We start from the raw sequence: 26,868 nt of genomic DNA, 5'->3' as shown, positions 1-26,868 counted from the left end.
CGTTCCTCGGGCCGCCGCGTACCGCCGGCCGTAATCGCTCCTGCCGGGTGCTTCCGCTCGGATGCTCCCGCCTGAGCACTTTATCCACGTACGGCAGGACAGAGAACACCTTCAAGAAGGCTGCGGAGCATGGGGGATGGCGTCTCGCCGCAGCTCCGGCGGGACCGGACGCTGCCAGAGGTCTTGACAACTTGATTGGTCTGGACCAGTTTATCGGCCAGCGGTGGCCACCGTTCCTCGATTCCACACCCCGGCACCCCCGTGTCGTCCCCCCGCCATCCCCGACTCCCCCCGGAGGCAGCAAGTGGATCGTTCCCCCGCACCGAGCCGCAGAAGACGCCGTACCCGCCCGGTCCTCGGCTCCGCCATGGCCGTCGTCGCGGCCGGCGCCCTGACGCTCACCGGGCTCGTCACCAGCGCCGAGGCCGCCGACGTCAACGTCGCCAAGAACGCCGGCTTCGAATCGGGCCTCGCCAACTGGACCTGTACCGGCAACTCCGGCACCACCGTCTCCTCCCCCGTGCACGGCGGCACCTCCGCCCTGAAGGCCACCCCGGCCGGCCAGGACAACGCCAAGTGCTCGCAGACCGTGGCCGTCAAGCCCAACTCCACGTACGCGCTCAGCTCCTGGGTCCAGGGCGGTTACACGTACCTGGGCGCCAGCGGCACCGGAACCACCGACGTCTCCACATGGACGCCCGGCTCCTCCGGCTGGACGCAGCTGAAGACCAGCTTCACGACCGGCGCGAACACCACGTCCGTCACGGTGTACACGCACGGCTGGTACGGCCAGGCGGCCTACCTCGCCGACGACGTCCAGGTCACCGGCCCCGACGGCGGCGGCGGCACCGACCCCGGCCCGTCGATCCCCGGTGCCCCCGCCGGGCTCGCGGTCGGCTCGACCACGTCGTCCTCGATCGACCTGTCCTGGAACACGGTGTCCGGCGCGACCGGCTACACCGTCTACAAGGACGGCGTGAAGGCGGCCACCTCCACCGGCACTTCGGCGACCGTCACCGGGCTCTCCGCCGACACGGCGTACCAGTTCGCGGTGTCCGCCACCAACGCGGCCGGTGAGTCCGTGAAGTCCGCGACCGTCAGCGGCCGCACCGCCAAGTCCGGTTCCACCAACCCGAACCCGGGCACCTCCGTGCCGAAGCACGCGGTCACCGGCTACTGGCAGAACTTCAACAACGGCGCGACCGTCCAGAAGCTCAGCGACGTGCCCGCGAACTACGACATCATCGCGGTCTCCTTCGCCGACGCGACGACCACGCCGGGTGCGGTCACCTTCAACCTGGACTCGGCGGGCCTGAACGGCTACACCGTCGACCAGTTCAAGGCCGACATCAGGGCGAAGCAGGCGGCCGGCAAGAACGTCATCATCTCGGTCGGCGGCGAGAAGGGCTCGGTCGCGGTCAACAGCGACGCGTCCGCGGCCAACTTCGCCAACTCGCTCTACTCGCTCATCCAGGAGTACGGCTTCAACGGCGTCGACATCGACCTGGAGAACGGCCTCAACTCCACGTACATGACGAAGGCGCTGCGTTCGCTGTCGTAGAAGGCGGGCTCCGGCCTCGTCATCACGATGGCCCCGCAGACCATCGACATGCAGTCCACGGCGGGCGAGTACTTCAAGACGGCGCTCAACATCAAGGACATCCTGACCGTCGTCAACATGCAGTACTACAACAGCGGCGCGATGCTGGGCTGCGACGGCAAGGTCTACTCGCAGGGCTCGGTGGACTTCCTCACCGCGCTCGCCTGCATCCAGCTGGAGGGCGGTCTCGACCCGTCGCAGGTCGGTCTCGGCGTCCCCGCCTCCACCCGGGGCGCGGGCAGCGGCTACGTCGCCCCGTCGGTCGTGAACGCGGCGCTGGACTGCCTGGCCAAGGGCACCAGCTGCGGCAACTTCAAGCCGTCGAAGACGTACCCCGGGGTGCGCGGCGCGATGACCTGGTCGACCAACTGGGACGCGACGGCCGGCAACGCCTGGTCGAACGCGGTCGCCCCGCACGTCCACGGCCTCCCGTAAACCACCGCTCGCCGGCCTCCCCGCCGACGGCTCCGACCAGCAGCGCCGCCGCTCCCCCGGCGGCGCTGCTGCGTGTGGGTGCCGGGTTTCGGTAGCGGTAACGCAGCAGTCGTGTACGGGAGTTGGCTCATCGCGTAGCTGTCGGCGCCGGTACGTGGCACCGTTGTGGGGCGCGGTGCCGGGGCGACGGGGGGAGCGACATGGCCGGTGCACGGATCGATGCGCTGGGCGGGGACGATCCGGTGACGCTCGGACCGTACCGGCTGCTCGGGCGGCTGGCGTCCGGCGGCATGGGGCGGATCCATCTGGCCCGGGCCGGCGGCCGGGGGCTCGTCGCCGTGAAGACGCTGCTCGCGTAGGGCCGGGTCGGCGACACCGACCGGCGGCGCTTCGCCCGTGAGGTGGCGTTCGCCCAGCGGGTGGACAGCGCCTTCACCGCGCGCGTACGGGACGCCGATCCGGACGCCGAGCGCCCCTGGATGGCCATCGACTACACTCTTCCTGCTCGCCACCGGCCGGACGCCCTACCGCGCGGACGGCGACACGCTGCGACTGCTGGCCCGGGTGCAGCGCGGCGAACTCGACCTGACCGGCCTGCCCAAGGAGCTGGTCGCGACGATCCGGCCGTGCCTGGCCGCACAGCACGCGTACGCGAAGCAGGGCCTGGAATGGGCGGGCGGCCGCGCCCCGGACGGCCCGTCGCACGCCCCGACGGTCACCCGGCGCACGCGGGCCGTCCCGAAGCCGCCGCGGAGGCGGCCCGCCGTGAGGCGGCCCGGCAGGAAGCGGCCCGTACCCGTACGCGTACGGCTAGATGACCAGGCTGAGCAGCGCGGCGACGACGAAGCCGGCGACCGACAGGACGGTTTCCAGCACGGTCCAGGACTTCAGGGTGTCGCGTTCGGAGATGCCGAAGTACTTCGACACCATCCAGAAGCCGCCGTCGTTGACGTGCGAGGCGATGATCGAGCCGGCCGAGATGGCCATGATGATCAGCGCGAGGTGCGGCTGAGAGAAGCCCTGGTTCTCGACGAGCGGGACCACGATGCCGGCGGTCGTGACGATGGCGACCGTCGCCGAGCCCTGGGCGACGCGCAGCACGGCCGAGATCAGCCAGGCGAGCAGGATGACGGGCAGACCGACGTCGTTGAAGGTGTCGGCGAGCGCGTCCGCGATGCCGCTGCCCTTGAGGACTGCGCCGAAGATGCCGCCCGCGCCGACGACGAGCAGGATGTTCCCGACCGGCTTCAGCGAGGAAGTGGACACCGATTCCAGGGACTTGCGGGACCAGCCGCGCCGGATGCCGAGCAGGTAGTACGCGAGCAGCAGCGCGATCGTCAGGGCGACGAAGGGGTTCCCGAAGAACTCGATGACCGAGCGGGCCGTCGAGGGGTCCATCGCGATCGAGGAGAACGTGGCGGCGAGGATCAGCACCAGCGGGGTGCCGATGATGGCGAGCACGGTGGAGAGCGCGACCGGGGCCTCGTGCGGGGTGACCCCGGCGGCCCGCTGCTCGGCGACGACGGCGGCCTTCGCCTCCTCGGCGGCCTCCACCATGTCCTGCGGGACGTCCACGAAGATCCGCTTGCCGATCCAGGCGGCGTAACCCCAGGCGGCGAGCACGGACGGGATGCCGACGAGGGCGCCCATCAGGATGACCCAGCCGAGCGAGACGTGGAACAGCCCTGCGGCGGCGACCGGGCCGGGGTGCGGCGGCAGGAACGCGTGGGTCATGGAGAGCCCGGCGAGGAGCGGCATCGAGTAGAGCAGGATCGATTTTCCGGACCGCTTGGCGGCGGCGTAGACGATCGGTGCGAGGACGAAGATGCCGACGTCGAAGAAGACCGGGATGCCGAAGATCAGTCCGGTCAGGCCCATCGCGAGCGGGGCGCGCTTCTCGCCGAAGAGCCGCAGCAGCCGGGCGCTGAGCACCTCTGCGCCGCCGGAGACCTCCAGGATCGCGCCGAGCATCGTGCCGAGGCCGATGATGATCGCGACGTGGCCGAGGATGCCGCCCATGCCGGATTCGATGACGGAGACGGCGGCGGACTTCTGCACGGTGCCGAAGAGTTCGGTGACCGAGAGCCCCGCGCCCAGGCCGACGGCTATGGAGACCGCGAGCAGCGCGACGAACGGCTGGAGCCTGACCTTGATGATCAGGAAGAGGAGGAGCGCGATGCCGAGGGCGGCGACGGTCAGCAGACCGGGCGTGCCGTCGATCAGGAGGAGGAATCCACCGGTGTGGGGTGGCGCCTCGGCGGGGGTGGGGCCTGCGGCGAGCTGCATGGGTAACTCCGTTGTTGGTCCATGTTCTGGGCAGGGGGGACCGCGGCACGGCGCCTGTGTCTTGTGCGGCGCCGTGCCGGGCGGGGTGTGGATTACGGGGATGGCTCAGCCCAGGACGGCGAGGGCGTCGATCTCGATGAGGAGGCCCTTGGGGAGGCCGACGTAGACCGTGGTGCGCGCGGCCGGGGCCTCCTTGAGGTTCTGCTCGGCGAAGTACGCGTTGTAGATCTCGTTCATCTCGGCGAAGTGGTCCACGTCCGTGAGGTAGACGCGCATCATCATCACGTCGTCCCAGCTCGCGCCGCCCTCCTCCAGGATCGCCTTGACGTTGGCGAAGGTCTGGAGGGTCTGCTCGCGCAGGGTGGGGCCGGCCGGGGTGGGCGCCTGGCCCTCGACGGCGGGCAGGAAACCGACCTGGCCGGCGACCTGGAGGATGTTGCCCTTGCGCACGCCGTGCGAGAACTTCGCCGGCGGGGTGGTGTGGGTGCTGGGGGTGAGCGCGGTCTTGTCGGTCATGGCGGATCAGGCTTTCTTGGGTCGGTTGCTGCCGGAGTACTCCCGGCTGATGGTGTCGGCGGTGCGACGGACCAGGGGGAGCAGGGTGAGGAGTTCCTCGGCCGTGACGACCACGTTCGGCGCGGAGACCGACATCGCGGCGACGACGCGCCCGTCGGCGCCGCGAATGGGGGCGCCGACGCAGTTGATGGACTCCTCGTGGCCGCCGAGGTCGGTGGCCCAGCCCTGTTCGCGTACGGCGGCGAGCTCCTTGAGGAACGCGGCGGCGCCGGGCGTCGAACGGGACGTGTACATGGGGTAGTCGAGCTTGTCGGCGACGGCCCGCCGCTCGGCCTCGCTCAGGTCGGCGAGCAGCAGCTTGGCCACGGCGGCGACGGTGATCGCGACGGGCTTGCCGATCCGCGAGTACATGCGGACCGGGTAGCGGCTCTCCACCTTGTCGATGTAGAGGACCTCGTTCTCCTCGTACACGGCGAGGTGGACGGTGTGCCCGCAGTGCTCGTTCAGCTCGACGAGGTGGGGGTGGGCGATCTCGCGTACGTCGAGGTTCTCGACGGCCTCCTGCGCCAGCGCGAACAGCCGGGTGCCGAGGCGGTAGCGCTGGTCCTGCTGCCGGTAGACGAGCCCGTGTTCGTGGAGCGTACGGAGCAGGCGCAGCGCGGTGGACTTGTGGACGCCGAGCCGCTCGGCGACCTGTCCGAGGTCGGCGGGCCCCTGTGCGAGGAGCGGCAGGATACTGAGCGCCCGGTCGACGGTCTGACTCATGTCGTACGTACCTCCGTGTCGTCCCCCGTCCACCCGGGGCCGAGACGCAGTCTCCCCCACGCGTCGTCGTCCAGTGCGGCGAGCCGGTCGGCGTGCTCGCGGGCGGGGGGCTCGGTGAGGTCGCCGGGGACGGTGAGGACTGCGGCGGCCATGAGGTGGCCGTGCCTGCCGCGCTCCCGCGCGGAGAGCCCCCGCAGCGTGCCCGAGAGGAACCCGGCGGCGAAGGCGTCGCCTGCGCCGACGGGGGCGACGACGTCGACGTGGAGGGCGGGGACGTGGGTGACGGTGTCGGGGCCGCTGCGCGGGGCCTCTCCCCACCCCGCCCCTTCCCGGACCGGCTGAACATCAGCCCCGCCGGCGTTTGAGGCGCGGGGTCCGGGGCGGAGCCCCGGTTCGGGAAGGGGCGGGGTGGGGTGAGAGAACACCGTCACACCGTCGGCGCCGCGCTTCACGACCACCACCCCCGGCTCCGGCAGCGCCTCACGGATCGCGGCGGCCCCGACAACCCCCCACGCCTCCTCCGCCTCGTCCTCCCCCACGAACACCACATCCGCCCGCCGCGCCAGATCGAGCAGCACCGCGGGGGACTCCTGCCGCCACAGCCCGGGCCGGAAGTTCACGTCGAACGAGATCAGCGGCCGCCCCGCCCGCGGAGCGGTCAGCTCGTGGAGGAGGGCCAGGCAGTCCGCCGACAGCGCGGCCGTGATGCCGGACAGGTGCAGGATGCGCCCGGCGGGCAGGCCGTCACACGGCACGGTGGACGGCGACATCGCGGAGGCCGCGGACCCGGCCCGGTAGTAGGCCACCTCGTGGACGTCCGTGGCCCGGTCGGTGGCCGTGCGGAAGTAGATCCCGGTCGGCCGCGACGGATCGCGCCGGACGAAGGAGGTGTCCACGCCGTACGCGGCGACCGCCTCGACCAGGTGGTCGCCGAAGCCGTCCGCGCCGACCCGGCTCACCCAGGCCGCGCGGTGCCCGGCCGCCGCGAGGGCGCAGGCGACGTTGGACTCGGCGCCGCCGATCCCGCGGGCGAAGGACGGCACGTCGGCGAGGCGCCCGGGCCGCGAGGGCAGGAACGTCACCATGGACTCACCGAGGCACACGACGTCGGCGGGCGTGGTTCCGGACACGCGGGGCTCCTCAGCAGTCGGGCGCGGCACCGGCACTCACCATTGACCGGGCGTCGGCTCGGATGTTAGACAGCCCTGAGCGATATACGCAATGGGTGTTGCACATGTTGCAATCACTCACTGACCGGATCCGGACCGAGGAGACCCCATGGCCGCCGCGCACCACGTGACCGCTCTCGCCGACGAACCGGTCGACCACCGGTTCAAGGGCCTCCCGCCCGACGCCGAGGGCCTGACCGTCGGCGCCCTGGCCGCCGAGCGCCGCAACCTGTTCGGCGGCGGGTTCACCACACCCGTCCTCGCCCTGTCCGCCGAGTCCGTCGAGCACAACCTCGCGCTCCTGGAGACGTACGCCGAACGCCACGGCCTCGCGTTCGCCCCGCACGGCAAGACCTCGATGTCCCCGCAGCTGTTCGCCCGCCAGCTGGAGCACGGCGCCTGGGGCATCACGGCCGCCGTTCCCCACCAGGCCCGCGTCTACCGGGCCTACGGGATCGGCCGGATCTTCCTCGCCAACGAGCTGGTCGACGCCGCCGCGCTGCGCTGGCTCGCGGGCGAACTGGACGCCGACCCGGACTTCGCCTTCGTCTGCTACGTCGACTCCGTACGCGGGGTCGAGCTGATGGACGAGGCCCTGCGCGCGGCGGGCGCCTCCCGCCCGGTCGACGTGGTGGTGGAGCTGGGCGCGGGCGAGGGCGCGCGCACCGGCGCCAGGACCGAGGCGGACTGCGCCGCCGTGGCCGACGCGGTGGCCGGGGCGACGACCCTGCGCCTGGTCGGCGTGGCGGGGTACGAGGGCGAGGTGCCGGAGGCGTCCGGCGACCGGGTCCGGGACTGGCTGCGCCGGCTCGTCGCGCTGGCCGCGGACTTCGACGCGGCGGGCCGCTTCGGCGCGCTGGGGGCCGGCGAGCGCATCGTGATCAGCGCGGGCGGCAGCGCGTGGTTCGACGCGGTGGCGGACGTGTTCGCCGAGATCCCGGAGCTCTCCGCCCCCGTGCTCAAGCTGCTGCGCTCGGGGGCGTACGTCTCGCACGACGACGGGCACTACCGTCACCTCACCCCGTTCAACCGGGTGCCCGAGGAGGGGGCGCTGCAGCCCGCGTTCCGGCTGTGGGCGCAGGTGGTGTCGCGCCCGTCCGCCGGGCAGGCGTTCCTCAACGCGGGCAAGCGGGACGCGGCGTACGACCTGGACCTGCCCGAGGCGCAGGTGGTCCGCTCGGGCCGGGACGGCTCGGTGCTTTCGGCCGAGGGGATCACCGTCACGGGTCTGTCGGACCAGCACGCCTGGGTGCGCACGGACGAGGGCGCCCGGCTGGAGGTCGGGGACTGGGTGGGCATGGGTCTGTCCCACCCGTGCACCAGCTTCGACAAGTGGCAGCTGATCCCGCTCGTGGAGGCGGACGGCACGGTCACCGACTTCATCCGCACGTTCTTCTGAGCAGCATTTCAAGCCCCTCCGGCTTCTGATCACTTCAAGCCCCTCCGGCGATTGAGGAGCGGGGGTCCGGGGGCGGAGCCCCCGCCCCCGGACCGCGAAAGGCATCCATGGACCTCGTCATCCGCGACGCCCGCGTCATCGACGGCACCGCCACCCCCTCCTACCGCGCCGACGTGGCCGTCACCGACGGCCGCATCGCGGAGATCCACCGCGAGGACTCCCCCGGCCCCCGCCCCACCGCCACCCGAACCCTGGACGCCGACGGCCTCGCCCTGTCCCCCGGCTTCATCGACATGCACGCCCACAGCGACCTGGCGCTGCTGCGGGACCCGGACCACAGCGCGAAGGCCGCCCAGGGCGTCACGCTGGAGGTCCTCGGCCAGGACGGCCTGTCGTACGCGCCCGTCGACGACCGCACGCTCGCCCAGGTCCGCCGCTCCATCTCCGGGTGGAACGGTGACGGCGAGGACATCGACTTCGACTGGCGCACCGTCGGCGGCTACCTCGACCGCCTCGACCGCCAGGGCATCGCCGTCAACGCCGCCTATCTCATCCCGCAGGGCACGGTCCGGATGTACGCGGTCGGCTGGGACGACCGGCCCGCGACCGGCGCCGAGCTGGACCGGATGCGCCAGCTCGTCGACCAGGGCATGCGCGAGGGCGCGGTCGGCATGTCCTCGGGCCTCACCTACACGCCCGGCATGTACGCGGACGACGCCGAACTCACCGAGCTCTGCCGGGTGGTGGCCGTCCACGGCGGCTACTACTGCCCGCACCACCGGTCGTACGGCGCCGGCGCGCTGGAGGCGTACGAGGAGATGGTGCGGCTCACCCGCAGCGCGGGCTGTTCCCTGCACCTGGCCCACGCGACCATGAACTTCGGGGTCAACGAGGGCCGCGCCCCCGACCTGCTCGCCCTCCTGGACGACGCGCTGGACGCGGGCGCCGACATCTCCCTCGACACCTACCCGTACACCCCCGGCTGCACGACCCTCGTCGCGATGCTGCCCAGCTGGGCGGGCGAGGGCGGCCCCGAGGCGGTCCTGGCCCGGCTGGCCGACGCGGACACGGCTGCCCGCATCCGCCACGACCTGGAGATCACCGGGTCGGACGGCTGCCACGGGGTGCCGATCGAGTGGGACACCATCGAGATCTCCGGCACCGGCGAGCCCGCACTCGCCGGGTACGTCGGGCGTACGGTGGCCGAGTCGGCGGCCCTGCGGGGCGAGGAGCCCTGGGTGACGGCGCGGCGGCTGCTGGTGGAGGACCGGCTCGGGACGACGATCCTGCAGCACGTGGGCCATGAGGAGAACGTCCGGCAGATCATGCGCCACCGCGTGCACACGGGCGGCAGTGACGGCATCCTCCAGGGCGACAAGCCGCACCCCCGCGCGTACGGCACCTTTCCCCACTACCTGGGCCGTTACGCACGCGAGCTGGGCATCCTCTCCCTGGAGGAGTGCGTCGCCCACCTCACCTCCCGCCCGGCGGCCCGGCTCCGCCTCCCCGACCGGGGGCTCGTACGCGAGGGCTACCGCGCCGACCTGGTCCTCTTCGACCCGGCGACGGTCGCGGCGGGCTCGACGTTCGAGGAGCCGCGCGTCCTGCCGTACGGCATCCCGCACGTGCTGATCGACGGCCGCTTCGTCATCGAGGACGGCAGGCGCACGCAGGTGCTGGCGGGGCGTTCGGTGCGCTCGGCGGGGGGCGCAGTGTAGTTTCTCCGGCCGCCGCCAGGGCAACCGGGTGTCATGAATATCTCTGCGACAGCCTCGAAGGGCCAGGGAAAGGCCCGGCAGGCGGGAAACAGCACAGCCGTGGAGGCGGCCGGCCGTGCGGGGTTCGTGGCACGCGGGGTCATCTACTTCCTGGTCGGCTTCCTCGCCCTGCGCATCGCGTTCAACGGCGGCGACAGCGACGGCAAGGGCGGCGGCGGGAAGCAGGCGGACCGGGGCGGGGCACTCGCGGAGATCGCGCAGAAGCCCTTCGGCCAGGTCATGCTCTGGGTCCTGGGCATCGCGCTCGTGGGCATGGCCCTGTGGCGGCTGTCGGAAGCGGCCTTCGGCGCGGCGGGCCCGGACGGGCACAAGGCCGCCAAGCGGCTGGCCTCCGGCGGACGGGCCGTCTTCTACGGCTTCGTCGCCTACTCGGTCCTGTCGTTCGCGGCCGGTGACAAGGGCAGCGGCAGCGGCAAGGGCGACGCCCGCTCGCAGGACGTCACGGCCCGGGTGCTGGACATGCCGGGCGGGCGCTGGCTGGTGGGCGCGGCCGGTGTGGGCATCGCCTGTGCGGGCCTGTGGATCGCGGGCCGCGCGGCGCTGCGCAAGTTCCACAAGCACCTGCGGATGGACGACATGTCGCCGGCCGTGCGGCGGGCCGTGGACGTCACCGGGATCTTCGGCGGTGTCAGCCGGGGCCTGGTCTTCGCGGTCGCCGGAGGTTTCGCGGTGTCGGCGGCGGTGAAGGCACGGTCCGGGGAGGCCAAGGGCATGGACGACACCCTGCGGTCCTTCAGCGCGACCCCGGCCGGTCCGTGGCTGCTGGCCCTCATAGCCGTCGGCCTGATCGCCTTCGGCCTCTTCTCCCTAGCCAACGCCCGGTGGCGCAAGATCTGAACCGCGTGACACGCGACGAAGGGGCGGGGCCGCGGAGGCCCCGCCCCTTCTCACGTACGACGGGTCACGGCTTGGGCAGCGTGCACCCCGCACGGTTCAGGTCGAAGACGTTGCCGGTGCCGATGCACGCGGCGATGCCGTAGGTCTCCTGGGCGTAGTTGATGCCCTGGCGGACCGTCACCTGCCCGTTCTCGTCGACCTCGCACGGGTTGTTGTCCGTGCAGCGCTGACCGTCCTCGTTGCCGGTGTTGTTGACGGCGACGACCTTGCCGGTGGCGTTGTCGATCACGGGCGAGCCGGAGGTGCCGCCGATGGTCTGGCAGGCGGAGGTGTAGCGGACCGAGTCCTTCCAGGTCCAGTCGCCCTCCTTGAGGCGGTAGACGAACCCGTCGACGTTGCAGCTGTAAGTGCGCTTCCAGTACCCGGACGCGACGGTGATCGCGGTACCCGCGACGGGGTGCGAGGTGCTGAGCTCCAGCGCCTTGATGCCGTAGCGGCTCTCGATCTGGGCGTACGTGGAGGTGAGCCGGTACACCGAGATGTCGGTGTCCGTCATCGTCCCGTACGCGATCTTGCTCGCCCGGACCGTGCCGACACCGCTGCCCGAGGCGTTGAGCAGGGTGAAGCTGCGGCTGGACGAGCGGTTGAACACGACCTGGCCGGGAGCCGGGAAGCCGGTCTCCAGGCAGTGCCCGTTGGACAGCACCAGGGCGGGGTCGCCCGGCTGCGAGGCGGGCGTGCGGACGACCGAGCCGGAGCAGTTACTGAGCGCCACGGTCCCGGCGAAGCCGATGGCCTTGGGCCGGACCTGCTTCTCCGCCTTGACCGCGGTGTGACCGGACGGGGCCGCGGCCCCGACCGTGCCAGCCGGTGCCGCGCCGTGGCTCGTGGCCGCGGTCGCGGGGGCGATGCCCGCTCCGAGGAGCAGCACCGCGAAGAGTGCACCGACGAGAGGCTTTTTCATGTGGGGGTCCCCTCTTGCGACTGAACAGAGCGCGACTGGCCTCTGCGACCGAAGTTCCTTCGGTTTGACATGCGCATGTTGGCGCATGGGGAGGGGGCGCACAAGGGGCGGATTCCGGCCGTTCGTTCAGGTCACCAGGCCCTGGCGGTAGGCGTAGACGACGGCTTGGACGCGGTCGCGGAGCCCGAGCTTGGCGAGGATGCGCGAGACGAACGTCTTCACGGTCTCCTGGCTGATCACGAGCGCGGCCGCGATCTCGCTGTTGGAGAAGCCGTCCGCGATGAGGCGCAGGACCTCCAGCTCGCGCGGGGTCAGCGGGATGCCGGACGAGGCGTCCCCGGTGGGGCGGATGCGGGCGGCGTACCGGCCGACCAGCCGGCGCGTGACCTCCGGGTCGATCAGCGCCTGGCCCGTGTGCACGGTCCGGATGCCGTGCAGCAGCTGGGCGGGCGGGGTGTCCTTGAGCAGGAACCCGCTCGCCCCGGCGCGCAGCGCCTCGTACACGTACTCGTCCAGGTTGAAGGTGGTCACCACGAGCACCTTGGCGGGCCGCTCCACACCCGCCCCGGCCAGCAGGCGGGTCGCCTCGATGCCGTCGAGCTCCGGCATGCGGATGTCCATCACCACGACGTCCGGGTGCAGCCGTCCGGCCATCTCGACGGCGGTCCGCCCGTCCCCGCACTCGCCCGCCACCTCCAGGTCGGGCTGGGCGTCGATGATCGTGGCGAGGCCGGTGCGGACGAGCACCTGGTCGTCGCAGACGAGGACCCGGACCGGTGCGGTCACTGCGTGCCCCCCGAGGGTATGCGGGCCCGCACGACGAAGCCGCCGCCCGGCCCGGGCTCCGCGCTGAACTCGCCGCCGAGGACGCCGACCCGCTCACGCAGCCCGGTCAGCCCCCGCCCGCTGCCGGCGGGCACCTCGGCGCGCCTGCCGGAACCGTCCGTGCCGATCTCCACGGTGATCTCTCTTCCGCTGTGCCGCACGAGCACGGAAGTCCGGCTGCCGCGGGCGTACTTGAGGGCGTTCGTCAGCGCCTCCTGCACCACACGGTAGGCCACCAGGTCGGCGCTCCCGGTGGACTCGGCGGGTGCGCCCTGCTCGGTGAAGTCCACGCTCTGCCCGGCCCCCCGGGCCTGCTCGACCAGGACGCGGATGCGGCCGACGGACGGCGTCCTGACCTCGGCGCCGTGGCCCGGGTCGAGCAGGTCGAGCAGGTGGCGCAGGTCGTTGATGGCCCGCCGCCCGGTCTCGGCGACGGTGCCCAGCGTGTGGTCGAGCCGGTCGGGCGCTGCGGTCAGGCAGCGGGCCGCCTCGGTCTGGACGACCATCGCCGTCACGTGGTGGGTCACCACGTCGTGCAACTCGCGTGCGATGCGGGCGCGTTCGGCGGCGCGGGTGTCCTCGGCGACGCGGCGGCGGCGTTCGGCCTCGGTGGCCCGTGCGGCGCGCAGCCAGGCCCCGGCGCCCCAGGCGAACGCCAGCACCAGGTAGAACGTCAGGTACTCGTCCACCGGTTCGGTGCCGTACCGGTACAGGGCGAGCGCCAGCGACACGTACGCGGCGGTCAGGGCGAGCGCGGCGACGCGCCGGTGGCGGTCCAGATGTGCGCCCGCGCTCATCAGGGCGACGGGCAGCGCGGTGCCGGCGACCAGGCGGTAGCCGCCGAACTGGTCGACGGCGAAGCCCAGCGGGACCAGGACCAGGCAGACCGCCGGCCACCTGCGCCGCAGGGCGAGTGGCAGGCACTCCAGCACGGCGGCCAGCGCGGCCAACGCGTCGAACGGGCGCTCCGGCACGCCCCCGAGCTGCGTCCCGTGCCGGTGAAAGGCGGGGATGAGCGACATGGCGAACAGCAGCAGCGCGAACGGCAGGTCGCGGGCGGTGACATCGAGCCGCTGCCACCGCGCCGGCCGGCGGACGGCGGTGCCCAACCGCCGCCACCGGGCCGGCATTTCGCGAAGACTGATCACCGGGGCACTGTAATGGCGGCCGGGGCCGGGGTGGCGCGCCGTCCACCACGCGGCACCAGGTTGCCGCGCCGGCGGGCCAGCCACAGGAACGCGAGCGTCATGAGCGCTCCGAAGACCACGGAGTACACACTCGCCTCCGGCCCGAAGTCGCCGCCGGTGACCAGCTCGGAGCCGGTGGCCGTCGAGTCCAGGAGGCCCTGCGAGGCGCCGTTGCCCGAGACCTCCGAGCTGAAGATCCCCGCCGCGGCGAAGTTCCAGGCGAAGTGCAGGCCGATGGGCAGCCACAGGCTGCGGGTGGCGGCGTACGCGGCGCCGAGCATGCCGCCCGCCTCGATCGCGATGGCGAGCGCGCCCCACAGGTTCGCGTCCGGGTTGGCCAGGTGCATCAGCCCGAACAGCAGCCCGGTCGACGTCAGCGCGATCAAGGTCCCGGCGCGCTCCTCGACGAGCCGGAACAGCACGCCCCGGAACACCACTTCCTCCGTGACGGCGGCAGCGGCCATGAAGCCGACGAACCCGACCGCCCCCGTGACCGACCCCAGACCGTCCACCTCGTAGTCCCCGAGGAAGGCGATGTTCGCGATGACGGCCACGAACAGCCCCAGCCCGATCAGCGCGCCGCGCCCGAGGGCCGGCACCGCACCTTCCCGGGCGAGCTCGGTGACCTGGCGGTGCTCGGTGCGCCCCACCACCCACCGGTAGACCAGGACGGCGAGCACCGCCGTCACGAGGCCGATCACGAGCGTGAGCCACGGATTCCCGTCCACCGCGCTGACGCACTGACCGCCGACCGCCCAGACCGCCACGACGGCGAGAAGCTGCCAGACCACTCTCATGAGACCCCCTTCGACGCGCCGCGGCGGGTCGCCGCGGCTGCCCCTGAACGCTATGGAGGTCCGGCGCCGAAAGCGTCACCGCTGGGTGGACACCTGCGCGTAGCTCGCACGGGGGACAACGCGGGCCGGATCAGGGCTTCGCCACCACCGCCGCCGCCTCCCGCGACAGCTGTACGGCCTGCCGCAGGCTCAGCCCCGGCTCGGCCTCCCGCAGCGCCTTGACCGCCGCCACCGCGTCGAGGGGTCCGTCGTATCCGCCCGCCGTGATCCGCCGCGCGGCCCAGCGCCCGCGCAGGTCCGCGTCCGGGGCCCCCGTCTGCGCCCCGGCCAGCGCGAGGGCCCGCTCCAGGCCGGGGCGGTCCGCGTCCGTCGCCCGCTCCAGCTCCTCGCGGAGCGCGGCGACGACGGCGTCCGCGTCGCGCACCACGATCACGGCCATGTCCTTCTTCCCGCTTCCGATCATGTACCGACTCTGCCCCGAAGCCCGGTGCCGGTCACGCTTGTCGAGCTACTTCAGAGGTACGCCCGCCTCCCCGCGTGAGCCCCGGCGCACCCCACTCCGTGGCGTATCTCACCCGTCCCGGTCCGTCACACCCCCGCGCCACCCCATTCCAAGCCGCGCGCCGCCCGCGACCGGCGTTCCCGCGGTTCGCGGGAGGCGGGCGCATGGCGATGAAAGCCCGCACGGACGTGCGCCCCTACCCGGGCGGGCCAACCTGCGGGCGAAGCCCGGGCGGCCCGTGAAACACAGTCGTATCCTCGCTGACATGCAGGTCATCCAGTCCACCAAGCTCGCCAACGTCTGCTACGAGATCCGCGGCCCCGTGCTGGAGGAGGCGATGCGGCTGGAGGCGGCCGGACATCGCATCCTCAAGCTGAACACCGGCAACCCGGCCGCGTTCGGCTTCGAGTGCCCGCCCGAGATCCTCGAGGACATCCTGCGCAACCTCTCCGGGGCGCACGGCTACGGCGACGCGAAGGGGCTGCTGTCCGCGCGCCGCGCGGTGATGCAGCACTACCAGACCAAGGGCATCGACCTGGACGTCGAGGACGTCTACCTCGGCAACGGCGTCTCCGAGCTGATCCAGATGTCGATGCAGGCGCTGCTCGACGACGGCGACGAGGTGCTGGTCCCGGCCCCGGACTACCCGCTGTGGACGGCGTCCGTCGCGCTGGCGGGCGGCACGGCAGTGCACTACCGCTGCGACGAGCAGTCCGACTGGATGCCCGACCTCGCCGACATCGAGCGGAAGATCACCGACCGCACCAAGGCGATGGTGATCATCAACCCGAACAACCCGACGGGCGCCGTCTACGACGACGAGATGCTGCGCGGACTGACGGAGATCGCCCGCCGGCACAACCTGGTCGTCTGCTCCGACGAGATCTACGACCGCATCCTGTACGACGGTGCCACGCACACCCCGACCGCGACGATCGCCCCGGACCTGATGGTGCTCACCTTCAACGGGCTGTCGAAGAACTACCGGGTCGCCGGATACCGCTCGGGCTGGATGGCCGTCTGCGGCCCCAAGGCGCACGCCACCTCGTACATCGAGGGGCTGACGATCCTGGCCAACATGCGGCTGTGCGCCAACATGCCCTCGCAGCACGCCGTCGCCACCGCGCTCGGCGGCCGGCAGTCGATCAACGACCTGGTGCTGCCCGGCGGCCGCATCCTGGAGCAGCGCGATGTGGCGTACGACCTGCTGACGCGGATCCCGGGCGTGACCTGCGTGAAGCCGAAGGGGGCGCTGTACCTCTTCCCGCGGCTCGACCCCAAGGTGTACAAGATCAAGGACGACCGGCAGATGGTCCTGGACCTGCTGCGGGCCGAGAAGATCATGGTGGTGCAGGGCACGGGGTTCAACTGGCCGGAGCCCGACCACTTCCGCGTGGTGACGCTGCCCTCGGCCGAGGACCTGACGGACGCGATCGGCCGGATCGCCCACTTCCTGGACGGTTACAGCCAGGTGTAGCCGTACGGCCCTTCAGCCTTTTCTCGAAGATGGATAACTTTAGACTCAATCCAAGCTAGGATGGTTCCCACAGCAGCACCAGGAGGCCATCCATGTACGAACCGATCCGCACCAAATCGGTCCACACACCGGCCGACCACGCCGGCGACTTCCCGCACCGCACCCGCGAGGAGGAGCTGGACATCCAGCTCGCCGGACACCTGGCCGCCCTGCTCGCGGTCACCGACGAGCTGGGTCTCGGCGAGGCGGGCGACCGCATCGCCGGGCAGGTGGCCAGGCTGCGCGGCGCCCCGCCCGTCCGGCACGCCGGACTGAGCGACGCGCCCGCGACCGCCCTCCACCGCCGCGCCCACGCCCTCGCGGGCCGGGCCCTGGTGGTGGCGGCCTCCCGCGCCGACACGGCGGTCGCGATCCTGTCGGCCGAGCGGATGGACGCCCACACCGAGGCGCTCACGGCCGACGCGCGGACGCCGGTCGGCGCCCACTGACGGCCCCGGTCCACGCACCGCAGAGGTACGTGGACCGGGCGCCACCCAGACCCTTACGGACCGGGCGAGGCCTCTTGCCGGGCCGTGCGCGTGGACTCGAAGGTCACGTCCCCGAGCTCGCACCTCGCGCCGCCCCACACCGGAACCGGACCGGTGACCCGCCGGGACGCCGTGGCACCCACCGCCAGGCCGGCCACGGTCGCACGGCCCTCCCCCGCGTCCACCCCACGCCCCTTGCCGCTCCGCAGGTCCCGGAACACCACGTGCACGGTGTACGTCCCGGGCCGCGCCGCCCCGCTCGCGACCCGTACGCCCGCCACCGGGCGGCCCGTCACCTCGTCCCGGCCGCAAAAGGTGACGGTGACGTCCTCGCCCGGGAACCGCATGTTCTCGTGGACCTTGCCGGACGCCCAGATGTACGCGACCAGGGTGCCGAACAGACCCAACAGCACCACGCCGACCAGCGCGCCGACGGTGATCATGGCCACCGTCCAGCCGCCCATCCGATACCCGGGGAAGAGCGGCGGGCCGCCCTCCGACGTGTTCGGGTACGGCGGATAGTGCATGCCGACCGGCCCCCTCCGCCTCCGCGCACCGGCTGCGCGACTGGGCCAACCGTACGGCCGCGCTCATCACCCCCGTAGCTCCGCAGGGTCACAACAAGACTACGAACAGCGCGCGTTGGGCAGGCCGACGGCCCCCGAGGCCACCTCAGGGGCCGTCGTGCGGTCGGACCTCAGCCCAGGCGCTCCACCAGCGCGCGGTACTCGTCCCACAGCTCCTTCGGGGTGTGGTCGCCGAAGGTGTTGAGGTGTTCGGGGACCAGCGCCGCCTCCTCGCGCCAGACCTCCTTGTCGACCTTGAGCAGGAAGTCGAGGTCGGACTCGGACAGGTCCAGGCCCTCGGTGTCGATCGAGCCCTTCGCGGGAAGGATGCCGATCGGCGTCTCGACGCCCTCCGCCTTCCCCTCCAGGCGCTCGACGATCCACTTCAGGACACGGCTGTTCTCGCCGAAGCCGGGCCACACGAACTTGCCCGCGTCGTTCTTGCGGAACCAGTTCACGTAGTAGATCTTCGGCAGCTTCGACTGGTCCGGCTTGTCCGCGCCGACCTTGAGCCAGTGGTTCATGTAGTCGCCCATGTTGTAGCCGCAGAACGGCAGCATGGCGAACGGGTCGCGGCGCAGCTCGCCGACCTTGCCCTCGGCGGCGGCGGTCTTCTCGGACGCGACGTTGGCCCCGAGGAAGACACCGTGCTGCCAGTTGAAGGACTCGGTGACCAGCGGGACGGCCGAGGCGCGGCGGCCGCCGAAGAGGATGGCCGAGATCGGCACGCCCTTGGGGTCCTCCCACTCGGGCGCGATGATCGGGCACTGCCCGGCCGGGACGGTGAAGCGGGCGTTGGGGTGGGCGGCGGGCGTCTCGGAGGCGGGCGTCCAGTCGTTGCCCTTCCAGTCCGTGAGGTGCGCGGGCGGCTCCTCCGTCATGCCCTCCCACCAGACGTCGCCGTCGTCGGTGAGCGCCACGTTGGTGAAGACGGAGTTGCCCCACATCGTCTTCATGGCGTTGGCGTTGGTGTGCTCGCCGGTGCCGGGCGCGACGCCGAAGAAGCCGGCCTCCGGATTGATCGCGTACAGCTGGCCGTCCTCGCCGAACCGCATCCACGCGATGTCGTCGCCGATGGTCTCGACGGTCCAGCCGGAGATCGTGGGCTCCAGCATGGCGAGGTTCGTCTTGCCGCAGGCGCTCGGGAAGGCCGCGGCCACGTACTTGGACTCACCGCGCGGCGGGGTCAGCTTCAGGATGAGCATGTGCTCGGCGAGCCAGCCCTCGTCGCGCGCCATGACGGAGGCGATGCGCAGCGCGTAGCACTTCTTGCCGAGCAGCGCGTTGCCGCCGTAGCCGGAGCCGTACGACCAGATCTCGCGGTCCTCCGGGAAGTGCGAGATGTACTTGGTCTCGTTGCAGGGCCAGGGGACGTCCTCCTGGCCCTCCGCCAGGGGCGCGCCGAGCGTGTGGACGGCCTTCACGAAGAAGCCGTCGGTGCCGAGCTCGTCGAGCACGGGCTGCCCCATGCGCGTCATGGTGCGCATCGAGACGGCGACGTACGCGGAGTCGGTGATCTCGACGCCGATCGCGGAGAGCGGCGACCCGAGGGGGCCCATGCAGAAGGGCACCACGTACATGGTCCGGCCCCGCATGGAGCCGCGGAAGACGCCCTGCTCCCCCACGAAGATCTCCCGCATCTCGGCGGGGTCCTTCCAGTGGTTCGTCGGGCCGGCGTCCTTCTCCTTCTCGGAGCAGATGAACGTACGGGTCTCGACGCGGGCGACGTCGCTGGGGTCGGAGGCCGCGTAGTAGGAGTTCGGGCGCTTGATCTCGTCGAGCTTGGTGAAGGTGCCCTTGGCGACGAGCTCCTCGCACAGGCGCTCGTACTCGGCCTCGGAACCGTCGCACCAGACCACCCGGTCCGGTTCGGTGAGTGCCGCGATCTCGTCCACCCAGGAGATCAGCTCCTGGTGGTTGGTGGGAACAGTGAGGGGAGCCGCGATGTCGCGCGCCACGATCGCTCCTTGATGAGGGTGTATTCGGTTGGTGCTCCTGCTGCCCCGTGGGGGCTGCGACCCGGATGCGTGTACCCCTTCGGATTCCCCTGGCGCTCATCCGGTGCCGACCGCACTCATTTGATCATCCGGCCCTCGCGCCCATATGTCCAGAGGGCCGCCCATGTGAGCATCCACACTCGGCTCCGGCCCATATCCGGTACCTACGGGCCCGTAGGTACGATGCGGGAATGACTGCTGCCGCCGCGCCCGACAACGCCGGCCCCCGTCCGGCCACGCCTGCCGACGCCCCGTTGAAACCACGGATGCGCGGCTGGCTGCACGCCGGGATGTTCCCGGCCGTGGTCATCGCGGGCATCGTGCTCATCGCTCTCTCGGACAGCACCCGGGGCCGGATCGCCTGCGCGGTCTACATCGTGTCGGCATGCCTGCTCTTCGGCGTGAGCGCGGTCTACCACCGCGGTACGTGGGGGCCGCGCGGCGAAGCCGTCCTGCGCAGGCTCGACCACGCCAACATCTTCCTGATCATCGCGGGCACGTACACGCCGCTCACCCTGCTCCTGCTCCCCGAGTCCACGGGCACCCCGCTCCTGTGGGCGGTGTGGGCGGCGGCCCTCGCGGGCATAGCCTTCCGGGTCTTCTGGGTCGGCGCCCCCCGCTGGCTGTACACCCCGTGCTACATCGCGATGGGCTGGGCGGCGGTCTTCTTCCTGCCGGACTTCATGCGGACCGGCGGGATCGCGGTGCTGGTGCTGGTCGTCGTCGGCGGCGTGCTCTACAGCGCGGGCGGCGTCATCTACGGCATCAAGCGGCCGAACCCGTCACCGCGCTGGTTCGGCTTCCACGAGGTCTTCCACTCGCTGACCCTGGCCGCCTTCATCGTGCACTACGTCGGCATCTCGCTGGTGGCGTACAACCACAGCTGACGCGGTCGCCGGGGCTTTCGCGGGGACGCCCCGGCGGCTCCCCCGCCCCCCGGTCAGACGGCTCCGCCCAGCGCCCGGGCCAGCGCCTCCGGGTCCGTCGTCGGCGCCTCGCAGACGAAGTGGCGGCACACGTACGCCGTCGGCGCGCCGTCCGTCATCGGCCGGTCGGCCAGCAGCGGGAACTCCGCCCCGCCCGGCTCCCCCGCCGCGACCACCGCGCCGGGGGCCCGCCCCAGCAGCGCCGTACGGTGCAGCTCGCCGCCGACCGGACCGGCGACGGCCACCTCGCGGGGGCCGTCGAGCAGCGCCTCGGCCACGGCGAGCCCCCAGCCGATGAAGCGCGGCGCGCGGGGGCCCAGCGCCTTCACGACGCCCAGGGCCTCCTCGGCGGCGGTGCGGTGGGGCTCGGAGCCGGTGTGCGCGGCGTACGAGAGGAGCGCACCGGCGGCGGCCGTCCAGCCGGCCGGGGTCGCGCTGTCGGTGGGGTCCTGGGGGCGCCGGATCAGCTGCTCGGCGTCGTCCGCGGTGTCGTACAGCTGACCGCCCTCGCCCCGGAAGTGCTGGAGCACGATGTCGAGCAGGAACCCGGCGAACTCCAGCCAGGCGCCCTCGCCGGTGACCCCGGCCAGCGCGAGGAAGCCCTCGGCGACGTCCCCGTAGTCCTCCAGCACCCCGTCGTGCTCCCCGGCGCGCCCGTCCTTGGACGTACGGACCAGCCGGGCGACGGGGCCCATGTGCACCCGCACCAGCAGGTCGGCGGCCTCGGTGGCCCGCTCGACCAGGTCCGGCCGGTCGAAGAAGGCGCCGGTCTCCGCGAGCGCGGCGATGGCGAGCCCGTTCCAGGCGGCGACGATCTTGTCGTCGCGCCCGGGGCGCGGGCGCGCCTCCCGGGCGGCGAGCAGCCGCTCGCGTACGCCGGCGGCGCGGGGGTCATCGGGGTCACCGAGGCCGCCGTGCTCGCCGGGGAGCTGGAGCACCGAGGAGCCCTCCTCGAAGGTGCCCTCGTCGGTCACCCCGAAGTGCTCGGCGGCGAACGCGGCGTCCTCCTCGCCCAGCACCTCGCGCAGCTGCGCCGGCGTCCACACGTAGTACGCGCCCTCGACGTGCTTGCCGTGGGCGTCCTCGCTGTCGGCGTCGAGCGCGGAGGCGAACCCGCCCTCGGGCGTCCGCAGCTCGCGCACCATGAAGTCGGCGGTCTCCAGGGCCACCCGCCGGGCGAGCTCGGACCCGGTGGCCCGCCAGAGGTGGGCGTACACGCGGCAGAGCAGCGCGTTGTCGTACAGCATCTTCTCGAAGTGCGGCACGACCCAGTCGCGGTCGACGGAGTACCGGGCGAACCCGCCGCCGAGCTGGTCGTAGATCCCGCCCCGGGCCATCGCCTCGCAGGTGTCGGCGGCCATCTGGAGCGCCCCGTCCGCCCCGGTGCGGGCGTGGTGCCGCAGCAGGAACTCCAGCGCCATGGACGGCGGGAACTTCGGCGCCCCGCCGAACCCGCCCCGCTTCTCGTCGTACTCCCGGGTGAGCCCCAGCAACGCCTGCGCGAGCTCCGCCTCCCCGGGCGGCCCGTCCCCGCCGTGGGCGAGGCTGCGCTCGGACAGGTCCCGTACGATCCGCCCGGCCACCTCGCCGACCTCGTCGCGCCGGTCGGTCCAGGCGGCGGTGACCCCTTCGAGCACCTGCCGGAACGACGGCATGCCGTGCCGGGACTCGGGCGGGAAGTAGGTCCCGAAGTAGAATGGCTCGGCATCGGCGGTGAGAAACACGGTCATCGGCCACCCGCCCTGCCCGGTCGCCGCCTGCACCGCCTCCATGTACACGGCGTCCACATCGGGCCGCTCCTCGCGGTCCACCTTCACGGACACGAAGTGCTCGTTCATGTACGCGGCGGTCGCCTCGTCCTCGAACGACTCGTGCGCCATGACGTGACACCAGTGATCGTCAGGCTAAGTGGCACGACGAATAGCCCACCGAGAGAAGGATGGGTACGTCGCGCCGCTTGGCCTCTTGCATCGCCTCCTCTCCCCATGGCCACCAGTCCACTGGATTGGAGGCGTGCTGGAGGAGATAGGGCGACTGGGAGGTTGCCAGTCGGTTCATACCCGCATCGTTGCATGATCCGAACCGCTCCGCGAAGGTTTCGGGCCTCGGGTCAGAAAATTGGAAGGCGTGCCACGCCTGTCGTCAGCGAGTTGATTCGCTACCGCCGCAATGCCTCAACGGGTTGGACTCTGCTTGCTCTCCAAGCCGGGTATACGCCGGCCACCAGACCGGTCGCCAAGCCGAGAGCCGGCGCACAGGCCACAACGGCAGGGTCCAGCACTGGAGTCCACTCCTTTGTCACTGCGACGGATACGACGGCGAGCACCCCGAGGGACGTGCCGGCCAGGCCGCCAAGTGTCCCCAGGAAGCCGGACTCCGCGAGGAATTGTCCTGTGATGTGTCGACCTCGGGCACCCAGAGCGCGGCGCAGGCCGATCTCACTTGTGCGCTCCATGACCGCCACCAAGGTGGTATTGGCGATTCCGACGGATCCGATGACGAGGCACACCGTCGCCAAGAGCAGGAGAAGCTGGTCCAGGTCCGAGCTGACATTGCTTCGCAGCGTCTTGGGATCGGGTGGGGGGATGACCTTGAATCGCTCCGGGTGAGCGGGATCAAGGGCCAGGGCGGTCTCGCTCGCAATCTGGCTCGCTGCTCCGATGCGGGTGGAGATCAGCATCTTCGCGCGGTCCGAATCTCGTCCGGGCAGGCCCCATAGGTCCTGGGCCGCTGTCTGCGGGACAACCACCGACATCAGAAGATCGGACTTGCGCTCCACGTCGCTGATCAGTCCGATGACGGTGAACGACTCGTCGCCGATGAACAGGGCCGGTTGAGTGTCCACAGTCGTGATTCCCAAGCGAGCTGCCAGGTGTGAACCGAGTACAGCAACACGTTCATGACGGTCGCTATGAAAGGAATCGTACACACGTCCGGTCTTGAGGCTCGGTTGCGCTGCCTGCAGGACTCCAGAGGATGCAGCGAGGACCTGGGCGCGCTCACCTCCCGCCGATTGCGCGACCGGGGAGGACCTGACCCGTTGTTCGCCGGGCAGCCGCACCGGCCAGTAAACTCCTGCTGCTTCAACGCCGTTGAGTGCCTCTATGCGCTCGTCTGCGTCATCGGGGAATGAAAGGGAGACGGCCTCGGCGTCAGGCCCGCCGGTGTCCTCGACCGTCACTTCGGTGGCGGACAGGACGCTGAAGCGGGCATCGATCTGCGACGAAGCGGTGGCAGTGAGGCCAAGGACCGCGACGAAAGTGCCCACCCCCAGCACCGTTCCCAGGGCAGTCAGAACCGCACGGGCCGGACGTTGCAGCATTCCGGCAAGGGCCTCGGCGAACAGGTCCCTACGGGCAAAGGCGGATGGCGCGATCCCCACTGCTTTCGGGGACGCTCGTCTGAGGTTCAGGCGGCTCATGCGGTGATTACCTCGTGACTGGGATCTTCCAGCATTCCGTCGCGGATGACCACGGTTCGCCGCCCTCGTGCGGAAACGGCAGGGTCGTGGGTGATCAAGAGGATGGTCATTCCCTGGGAGTGCAGAGTGTCGAGCAGTGCAAGGACGGTGTCGGCCGTGGCGGAATCCAGGTTCCCCGTCGGCTCGTCACAGAGCAGCAACGACGGGCGAGCGACGAGCGCTCGGGCGATGGCCACCCGCTGACGCTCCCCTCCGGACAGGCGGGTGGGCACGGCATGCAGGCGATGCCCCAGCCCGACGGTGCGCAGCGCGTTTTCGGCACGAACCCTGCGCTCGTGGCGCGGCAGGTCCTTGCGATAGAGCGTGGCGAGGAGGACGTTCTCCAAAGCGCTGCGATGCGGCAGCAGATGGAACGCTTGGAACACGAACCCGATCCGCTGACCGCGCAGGGCGGTGCGTCCGGCATCGCTGAGCGAGGCGGTGTCGATGCCATCCATGCGATAGGTACCGGTGGTGGGATTGTCCAGGAGTCCAGCGATGTTGAGGAATGTGGACTTGCCCGACCCCGACGGTCCCACGACGGTGATGTATTCGCCGCGTCGTACGACGAGGTCGCATGGGTGCAGTGCGGCTACCGGGGGTGGGCCTGGGTATGTCAGCCCGACCTCTCGGAACTCGATGACGATGTCGCTCTGAGCAGCTTCGTCCGAGCTCGGGCTACGGCGGCGCGGAGTGAACCTCACTTGCGGTCCCTCCGGTCTCCCCCAGAGGTGTCCTGGCTGCCGACGATGACCTTGTCACCCTCGAGGAGTTCCCCAGCGACCGGCTTGACCTCTACACATCCGTCTCCCCCGGCTCCGACCTGAACCTCTACACGCCGACGCGCGTCGCGATGTCCTGGAGTGGTGACCGTGACCGTGGTTCGTCCGTCGCTACCCGCCGAGATCGCCGACACAGGTACGACCAGAACCTTCTGCCCTGACGTCGCCGCCTCAACGGTCAGCCGAACTTCTTGTCCCACGTACGTCGAGGAGAGGCCATCCTGAGGCTTTACGGTCATGGTGAAACCCGCCGCGGAGCCCGCGGCCATGCCTGGATCTTCCGGCGCCTGCCCCTTGGCGGCCCGCGCCAGGGTGTCGGACACCGAGCGAACTGTTCCCTGCGCAGTCATGCCGGTCAGCTCAGACAAAATGCGCACCTTCTGACCGGGACGCACCAGACCGCGATCGGTCGGTGTCAGAGAGCTCCTGATCATCAGAGCACCCGCCGACAGGGTCATCAGCTTGCCAGAGGCGTCTGAACCAAGCTGCACGCCGACGGAATCGACTCTGGCCGGAAAACCCTGGAGAACGACAACTTCAGACGCCGGTAGCATAGGTCCGTTCGCCTCACGAGCGCGGTGCAGCCGGGTGCGCGCATCCGCCAAGTCCTGTTGCGCCCCCTCGATGTCGCCACTCGTCGGGGCCGATCCCTCTACGGCTTCCGCGGCGTCTTCCTCGGTCTCATCCTGAGTGCCCAGGTCCTGCTCGCCCGCATCGGGGGTTCCTCGGCCGCCGGACTGACTGGCATCCTGATTGGCTACGGGGTTGCGCATGGTGGCCAAGGCCCGTTCAGCGTCCCTGACTTCACGCTCAGCTTTCGCAACCATCCTCGCCGCCTTCCTGCGCGGGCAATGGGTCATAGCCCAGCGAGCGATAGAACGACGACACCGCAGCCTTGGTACCGGCACCGAATTTGCCTGCCGCATCCCCCTTCACCGGATACCCAACCGTCTTCAATGCCTCTTGCAATTGCTGGACATCATGCCCACTACTGCCAGGCCGCAGGTCACGATATACGGGCACCTTACCGGGAAGGGCAAACAAAGGGCGGCCCGATATCTCGGCCAGAACCTGCCCGGCCTTGAGTGAATCCCCAACCTTCACGGGGAGTTTTGTAACCACCGTCTTCACGGTGTCCTTGCCACCTGTCCCTGCCACAGTGACATCGAGCGACTGGGCAGCGGCCACCTGCCCGCGCGTGACGACAGTGTCGACGAGGACGCGCCGCTCCACTGCCGCGGTAAGCACGTCAGCAGCCGGAGGCCCCGTTTCAGTTGCGGCTTCAGCCGGAGAGCGGACGACTCCCGTGAGCGCGACACCTCCCACGGACATCACCACACAGACCCCCACCAACGTCACCACAGCCCACAGCCTGCGTCTGGCCGGCCGATACTCAACCGAGGTTTCGTCATCGGACTGGTCGTAAGTGCCCGGCATCAAGACACACCCCTCCGTAGATAGCCAGAAAACCAAAAAGGGACGTTCTTGGGCAGTCACGAAGAAATCAATTTCTTCACGAGGGCCTCACGTTAAGACTCTTACCCCTCGCCCCATACCGTGACACACGCGGTCGACGACAATACGGCCATTTCGGTATATGCAAGATCGTTTAATATCTACGTTGCGTAAAGTCTCTGTCGAGATGACGTGGTCACGCTGTACGTTCGACTCCACAGGATCGCCACGTCAATATTCAGCGCCACACATCGCGCCGACGCGACTTCCGGGCGTTTCTGCACTATTCAGCCATCGAGTGTGAGGTAAATCTGTGGGCATCACTAGAATCGCACGCTGAATCGCCAGCATCGGCTGCGCCGCTATATCCGTCGTCGGATTTTCCATGGTAAACACCCCTGCTGCCCAGGCTGCGACTGGGTACTACAACGATGCTTGCGGTTATTCAAGCCCCTTCAGTTGCTTCTCACTGCACTACAACACCATTGCCCATGATGGCGGCCTGTCCCCTTGCTTTATCTCGAATGACAGCATCTCTGACTATTGGGGGTACAGCCCGAATGGCGTCGCCGTCGTTCGATACATGTTCGGCTACTACAGCACTAGCGATGGCGCGCA

Annotated in this window: 22 protein-coding genes and 2 pseudogenes; 8 read left to right on the top strand and 16 right to left on the bottom strand. The window is 70.6% G+C overall.

Annotation, left to right across the window (positions count from 1 at the left end; all coding sequences use genetic code 11):
- The first annotated feature begins 367 nt into the window (after window positions 1–367).
- Both OG242_RS20955 and OG242_RS20950 read left to right on the top strand, forming a co-directional pair.
- Window positions 368–2,035: pseudogene (locus tag OG242_RS20955) on the top strand (chitinase).
- A 200-nt stretch (window positions 2,036–2,235) separates the two neighbouring features.
- On the top strand, window positions 2,236–2,394 hold the full coding sequence (locus tag OG242_RS20950) for a hypothetical protein (RefSeq protein WP_405899621.1): 159 nt from the start codon (window positions 2,236–2,238) through the stop codon (window positions 2,392–2,394).
- Between the two features lie 451 nt (window positions 2,395–2,845).
- Here the strand turns inward: OG242_RS20950 and OG242_RS20945 are convergent, their stop codons facing one another.
- The 4 genes from OG242_RS20945 to OG242_RS20930 all read right to left on the bottom strand — a co-directional run bounded on the left by OG242_RS20945 (window position 2,846) and on the right by OG242_RS20930 (window position 6,732).
- Window positions 2,846–4,321 (bottom strand): GntP family permease, encoded by a 1,476-nt coding sequence (locus OG242_RS20945; protein ID WP_405899620.1) that lies wholly within the window; start codon window positions 4,319–4,321, stop codon window positions 2,846–2,848.
- 105 nt (window positions 4,322–4,426) lie between these two features.
- On the bottom strand, window positions 4,427–4,837 hold the full coding sequence (locus OG242_RS20940; protein ID WP_018100981.1) for a RidA family protein: 411 nt from the start codon (window positions 4,835–4,837) through the stop codon (window positions 4,427–4,429).
- A gap of 6 nt (window positions 4,838–4,843) precedes the next feature.
- Window positions 4,844–5,602, bottom strand: coding sequence for an IclR family transcriptional regulator (locus tag OG242_RS20935; RefSeq protein WP_405899619.1), 759 nt, complete (start codon window positions 5,600–5,602; stop codon window positions 4,844–4,846).
- Window positions 5,599–6,732 (bottom strand): sugar kinase, encoded by a 1,134-nt coding sequence (locus tag OG242_RS20930; protein WP_405899618.1) that lies wholly within the window; start codon window positions 6,730–6,732, stop codon window positions 5,599–5,601. The genes OG242_RS20935 and OG242_RS20930 overlap by 4 nt, the downstream gene beginning before the upstream one ends.
- A gap of 148 nt (window positions 6,733–6,880) precedes the next feature.
- On the opposite strand from OG242_RS20930, the gene OG242_RS20925 reads away from it, so the two are divergent.
- From OG242_RS20925 to OG242_RS20915, 3 genes are all read left to right on the top strand, one after another.
- The gene (locus OG242_RS20925; protein ID WP_405899617.1) at window positions 6,881–8,170 is read left to right on the top strand and encodes an alanine racemase; all 1,290 of its coding nucleotides are present in this window, start codon (window positions 6,881–6,883) and stop codon (window positions 8,168–8,170) included.
- 107 nt (window positions 8,171–8,277) lie between these two features.
- Entirely contained in the window at window positions 8,278–9,888 is a 1,611-nt protein-coding gene (locus OG242_RS20920; RefSeq protein ID WP_405899616.1) for an amidohydrolase family protein, read from the top strand.
- 33 nt (window positions 9,889–9,921) lie between these two features.
- The gene (locus tag OG242_RS20915; RefSeq protein WP_405899615.1) at window positions 9,922–10,785 is read left to right on the top strand and encodes a DUF1206 domain-containing protein; all 864 of its coding nucleotides are present in this window, start codon (window positions 9,922–9,924) and stop codon (window positions 10,783–10,785) included.
- A 64-nt stretch (window positions 10,786–10,849) separates the two neighbouring features.
- Here the strand turns inward: OG242_RS20915 and OG242_RS20910 are convergent, their stop codons facing one another.
- From OG242_RS20910 to OG242_RS20890, 5 genes are all read right to left on the bottom strand, one after another.
- Complete coding sequence (locus OG242_RS20910; protein ID WP_405899614.1) at window positions 10,850–11,749, bottom strand: serine protease; 900 nt, start codon at window positions 11,747–11,749, stop codon at window positions 10,850–10,852.
- A gap of 126 nt (window positions 11,750–11,875) precedes the next feature.
- Window positions 11,876–12,535: a response regulator gene (locus OG242_RS20905; protein WP_405899613.1), complete on the bottom strand. Its 660-nt coding sequence runs from the start codon at window positions 12,533–12,535 to the stop codon at window positions 11,876–11,878.
- Window positions 12,532–13,704: a sensor histidine kinase gene (locus OG242_RS20900; protein ID WP_405901676.1), complete on the bottom strand. Its 1,173-nt coding sequence runs from the start codon at window positions 13,702–13,704 to the stop codon at window positions 12,532–12,534. The genes OG242_RS20905 and OG242_RS20900 overlap by 4 nt, the downstream gene beginning before the upstream one ends.
- 14 nt (window positions 13,705–13,718) lie before the next feature.
- Window positions 13,719–14,558, bottom strand: coding sequence for a CPBP family intramembrane glutamic endopeptidase (locus OG242_RS20895; RefSeq protein WP_405899612.1), 840 nt, complete (start codon window positions 14,556–14,558; stop codon window positions 13,719–13,721).
- A 130-nt stretch (window positions 14,559–14,688) separates the two neighbouring features.
- Window positions 14,689–15,021, bottom strand: a complete 333-nt coding sequence (locus OG242_RS20890) for a hypothetical protein (RefSeq protein ID WP_405899611.1) — start codon at window positions 15,019–15,021, stop codon at window positions 14,689–14,691.
- Window positions 15,022–15,325: 304 nt separating this feature from the next.
- Here OG242_RS20890 and OG242_RS20885 point away from each other — a divergent pair, with 304 nt between their 5' ends.
- Window positions 15,326–16,537 (top strand): pyridoxal phosphate-dependent aminotransferase, encoded by a 1,212-nt coding sequence (locus OG242_RS20885; protein ID WP_405899610.1) that lies wholly within the window; start codon window positions 15,326–15,328, stop codon window positions 16,535–16,537.
- Between the two features lie 92 nt (window positions 16,538–16,629).
- Window positions 16,630–17,025, top strand: coding sequence for a hypothetical protein (locus tag OG242_RS20880; protein ID WP_405899609.1), 396 nt, complete (start codon window positions 16,630–16,632; stop codon window positions 17,023–17,025).
- Window positions 17,026–17,078: 53 nt separating this feature from the next.
- Here the strand turns inward: OG242_RS20880 and OG242_RS20875 are convergent, their stop codons facing one another.
- Window positions 17,079–17,591, bottom strand: a complete 513-nt coding sequence (locus OG242_RS20875; RefSeq protein ID WP_405899608.1) for a hypothetical protein — start codon at window positions 17,589–17,591, stop codon at window positions 17,079–17,081.
- Between the two features lie 170 nt (window positions 17,592–17,761).
- Window positions 17,762–19,588, bottom strand: a complete 1,827-nt coding sequence (locus OG242_RS20870; RefSeq protein WP_405899607.1) for a phosphoenolpyruvate carboxykinase (GTP) — start codon at window positions 19,586–19,588, stop codon at window positions 17,762–17,764.
- A gap of 230 nt (window positions 19,589–19,818) precedes the next feature.
- Between OG242_RS20870 and OG242_RS20865 the strand changes: the two genes are divergently transcribed.
- Window positions 19,819–20,514: a hemolysin III family protein gene (locus tag OG242_RS20865; RefSeq protein WP_405899606.1), complete on the top strand. Its 696-nt coding sequence runs from the start codon at window positions 19,819–19,821 to the stop codon at window positions 20,512–20,514.
- A 53-nt stretch (window positions 20,515–20,567) separates the two neighbouring features.
- On the opposite strand, the pseudogene OG242_RS20860 reads toward OG242_RS20865, so the two are convergent.
- The 5 genes and pseudogenes from OG242_RS20860 to OG242_RS20840 all read right to left on the bottom strand — a co-directional run bounded on the left by OG242_RS20860 (window position 20,568) and on the right by OG242_RS20840 (window position 26,292).
- Window positions 20,568–22,611 (bottom strand): annotated as a pseudogene (locus OG242_RS20860) (thioredoxin domain-containing protein).
- 100 nt (window positions 22,612–22,711) lie between these two features.
- Window positions 22,712–23,974 carry an ABC transporter permease gene (locus tag OG242_RS20855; RefSeq protein WP_405899605.1) on the bottom strand — a complete coding sequence of 421 codons (1,263 nt, stop codon included), beginning with the start codon at window positions 23,972–23,974 and terminating at the stop codon, window positions 22,712–22,714.
- Window positions 23,971–24,717 carry an ABC transporter ATP-binding protein gene (locus tag OG242_RS20850; protein WP_405899604.1) on the bottom strand — a complete coding sequence of 249 codons (747 nt, stop codon included), beginning with the start codon at window positions 24,715–24,717 and terminating at the stop codon, window positions 23,971–23,973. The genes OG242_RS20855 and OG242_RS20850 overlap by 4 nt, the downstream gene beginning before the upstream one ends.
- Window positions 24,714–25,622: a hypothetical protein gene (locus OG242_RS20845; protein ID WP_405899603.1), complete on the bottom strand. Its 909-nt coding sequence runs from the start codon at window positions 25,620–25,622 to the stop codon at window positions 24,714–24,716. The genes OG242_RS20850 and OG242_RS20845 overlap by 4 nt, the downstream gene beginning before the upstream one ends.
- A complete protein-coding gene (locus OG242_RS20840) occupies window positions 25,606–26,292 on the bottom strand; it encodes a peptidoglycan-binding protein (protein ID WP_405899602.1) in 687 nt (228 codons plus the stop codon). Before OG242_RS20840 ends, OG242_RS20845 begins: the two co-directional genes overlap by 17 nt.
- Window positions 26,293–26,868 lie beyond the last annotated feature (576 nt).

Origin of the sequence: Streptomyces sp. NBC_00727, from assembly GCF_045161745.1 — a bacterium.
Lineage (GTDB): Bacteria > Actinomycetota > Actinomycetes > Streptomycetales > Streptomycetaceae > Streptomyces.
Note: the sequence above shows the minus strand (reverse complement) of the source record. Positions and strands in the feature narration are given on the sequence as shown.

Bases quoted from the DNA above. Each gene is read 5' to 3' on its own strand.
- OG242_RS20950 (WP_405899621.1), top strand. From the start codon at position 2,236: ATGGCCGGTGCACGGATCGATGCGCTGGGCGGGGACGATCCGGTGACG.
- OG242_RS20945 (WP_405899620.1), bottom strand. From the start codon at position 4,321: ATGCAGCTCGCCGCAGGCCCCACCCCCGCCGAGGCGCCACCCCACACC.
- OG242_RS20940 (WP_018100981.1), bottom strand. From the start codon at position 4,837: ATGACCGACAAGACCGCGCTCACCCCCAGCACCCACACCACCCCGCCG.
- OG242_RS20935 (WP_405899619.1), bottom strand. From the start codon at position 5,602: ATGAGTCAGACCGTCGACCGGGCGCTCAGTATCCTGCCGCTCCTCGCA.
- OG242_RS20925 (WP_405899617.1), top strand. From the start codon at position 6,881: ATGGCCGCCGCGCACCACGTGACCGCTCTCGCCGACGAACCGGTCGAC.
- OG242_RS20920 (WP_405899616.1), top strand. From the start codon at position 8,278: ATGGACCTCGTCATCCGCGACGCCCGCGTCATCGACGGCACCGCCACC.
- OG242_RS20915 (WP_405899615.1), top strand. From the start codon at position 9,922: ATGAATATCTCTGCGACAGCCTCGAAGGGCCAGGGAAAGGCCCGGCAG.
- OG242_RS20910 (WP_405899614.1), bottom strand. From the start codon at position 11,749: ATGAAAAAGCCTCTCGTCGGTGCACTCTTCGCGGTGCTGCTCCTCGGA.
- OG242_RS20900 (WP_405901676.1), bottom strand. From the start codon at position 13,704: ATGCCGGCCCGGTGGCGGCGGTTGGGCACCGCCGTCCGCCGGCCGGCG.
- OG242_RS20895 (WP_405899612.1), bottom strand. From the start codon at position 14,558: ATGAGAGTGGTCTGGCAGCTTCTCGCCGTCGTGGCGGTCTGGGCGGTC.
- OG242_RS20890 (WP_405899611.1), bottom strand. From the start codon at position 15,021: ATGATCGGAAGCGGGAAGAAGGACATGGCCGTGATCGTGGTGCGCGAC.
- OG242_RS20885 (WP_405899610.1), top strand. From the start codon at position 15,326: ATGCAGGTCATCCAGTCCACCAAGCTCGCCAACGTCTGCTACGAGATC.
- OG242_RS20880 (WP_405899609.1), top strand. From the start codon at position 16,630: ATGTACGAACCGATCCGCACCAAATCGGTCCACACACCGGCCGACCAC.
- OG242_RS20875 (WP_405899608.1), bottom strand. From the start codon at position 17,591: ATGCACTATCCGCCGTACCCGAACACGTCGGAGGGCGGCCCGCCGCTC.
- OG242_RS20865 (WP_405899606.1), top strand. From the start codon at position 19,819: ATGACTGCTGCCGCCGCGCCCGACAACGCCGGCCCCCGTCCGGCCACG.
- OG242_RS20855 (WP_405899605.1), bottom strand. From the start codon at position 23,974: ATGAGCCGCCTGAACCTCAGACGAGCGTCCCCGAAAGCAGTGGGGATC.
- OG242_RS20845 (WP_405899603.1), bottom strand. From the start codon at position 25,622: ATGGTTGCGAAAGCTGAGCGTGAAGTCAGGGACGCTGAACGGGCCTTG.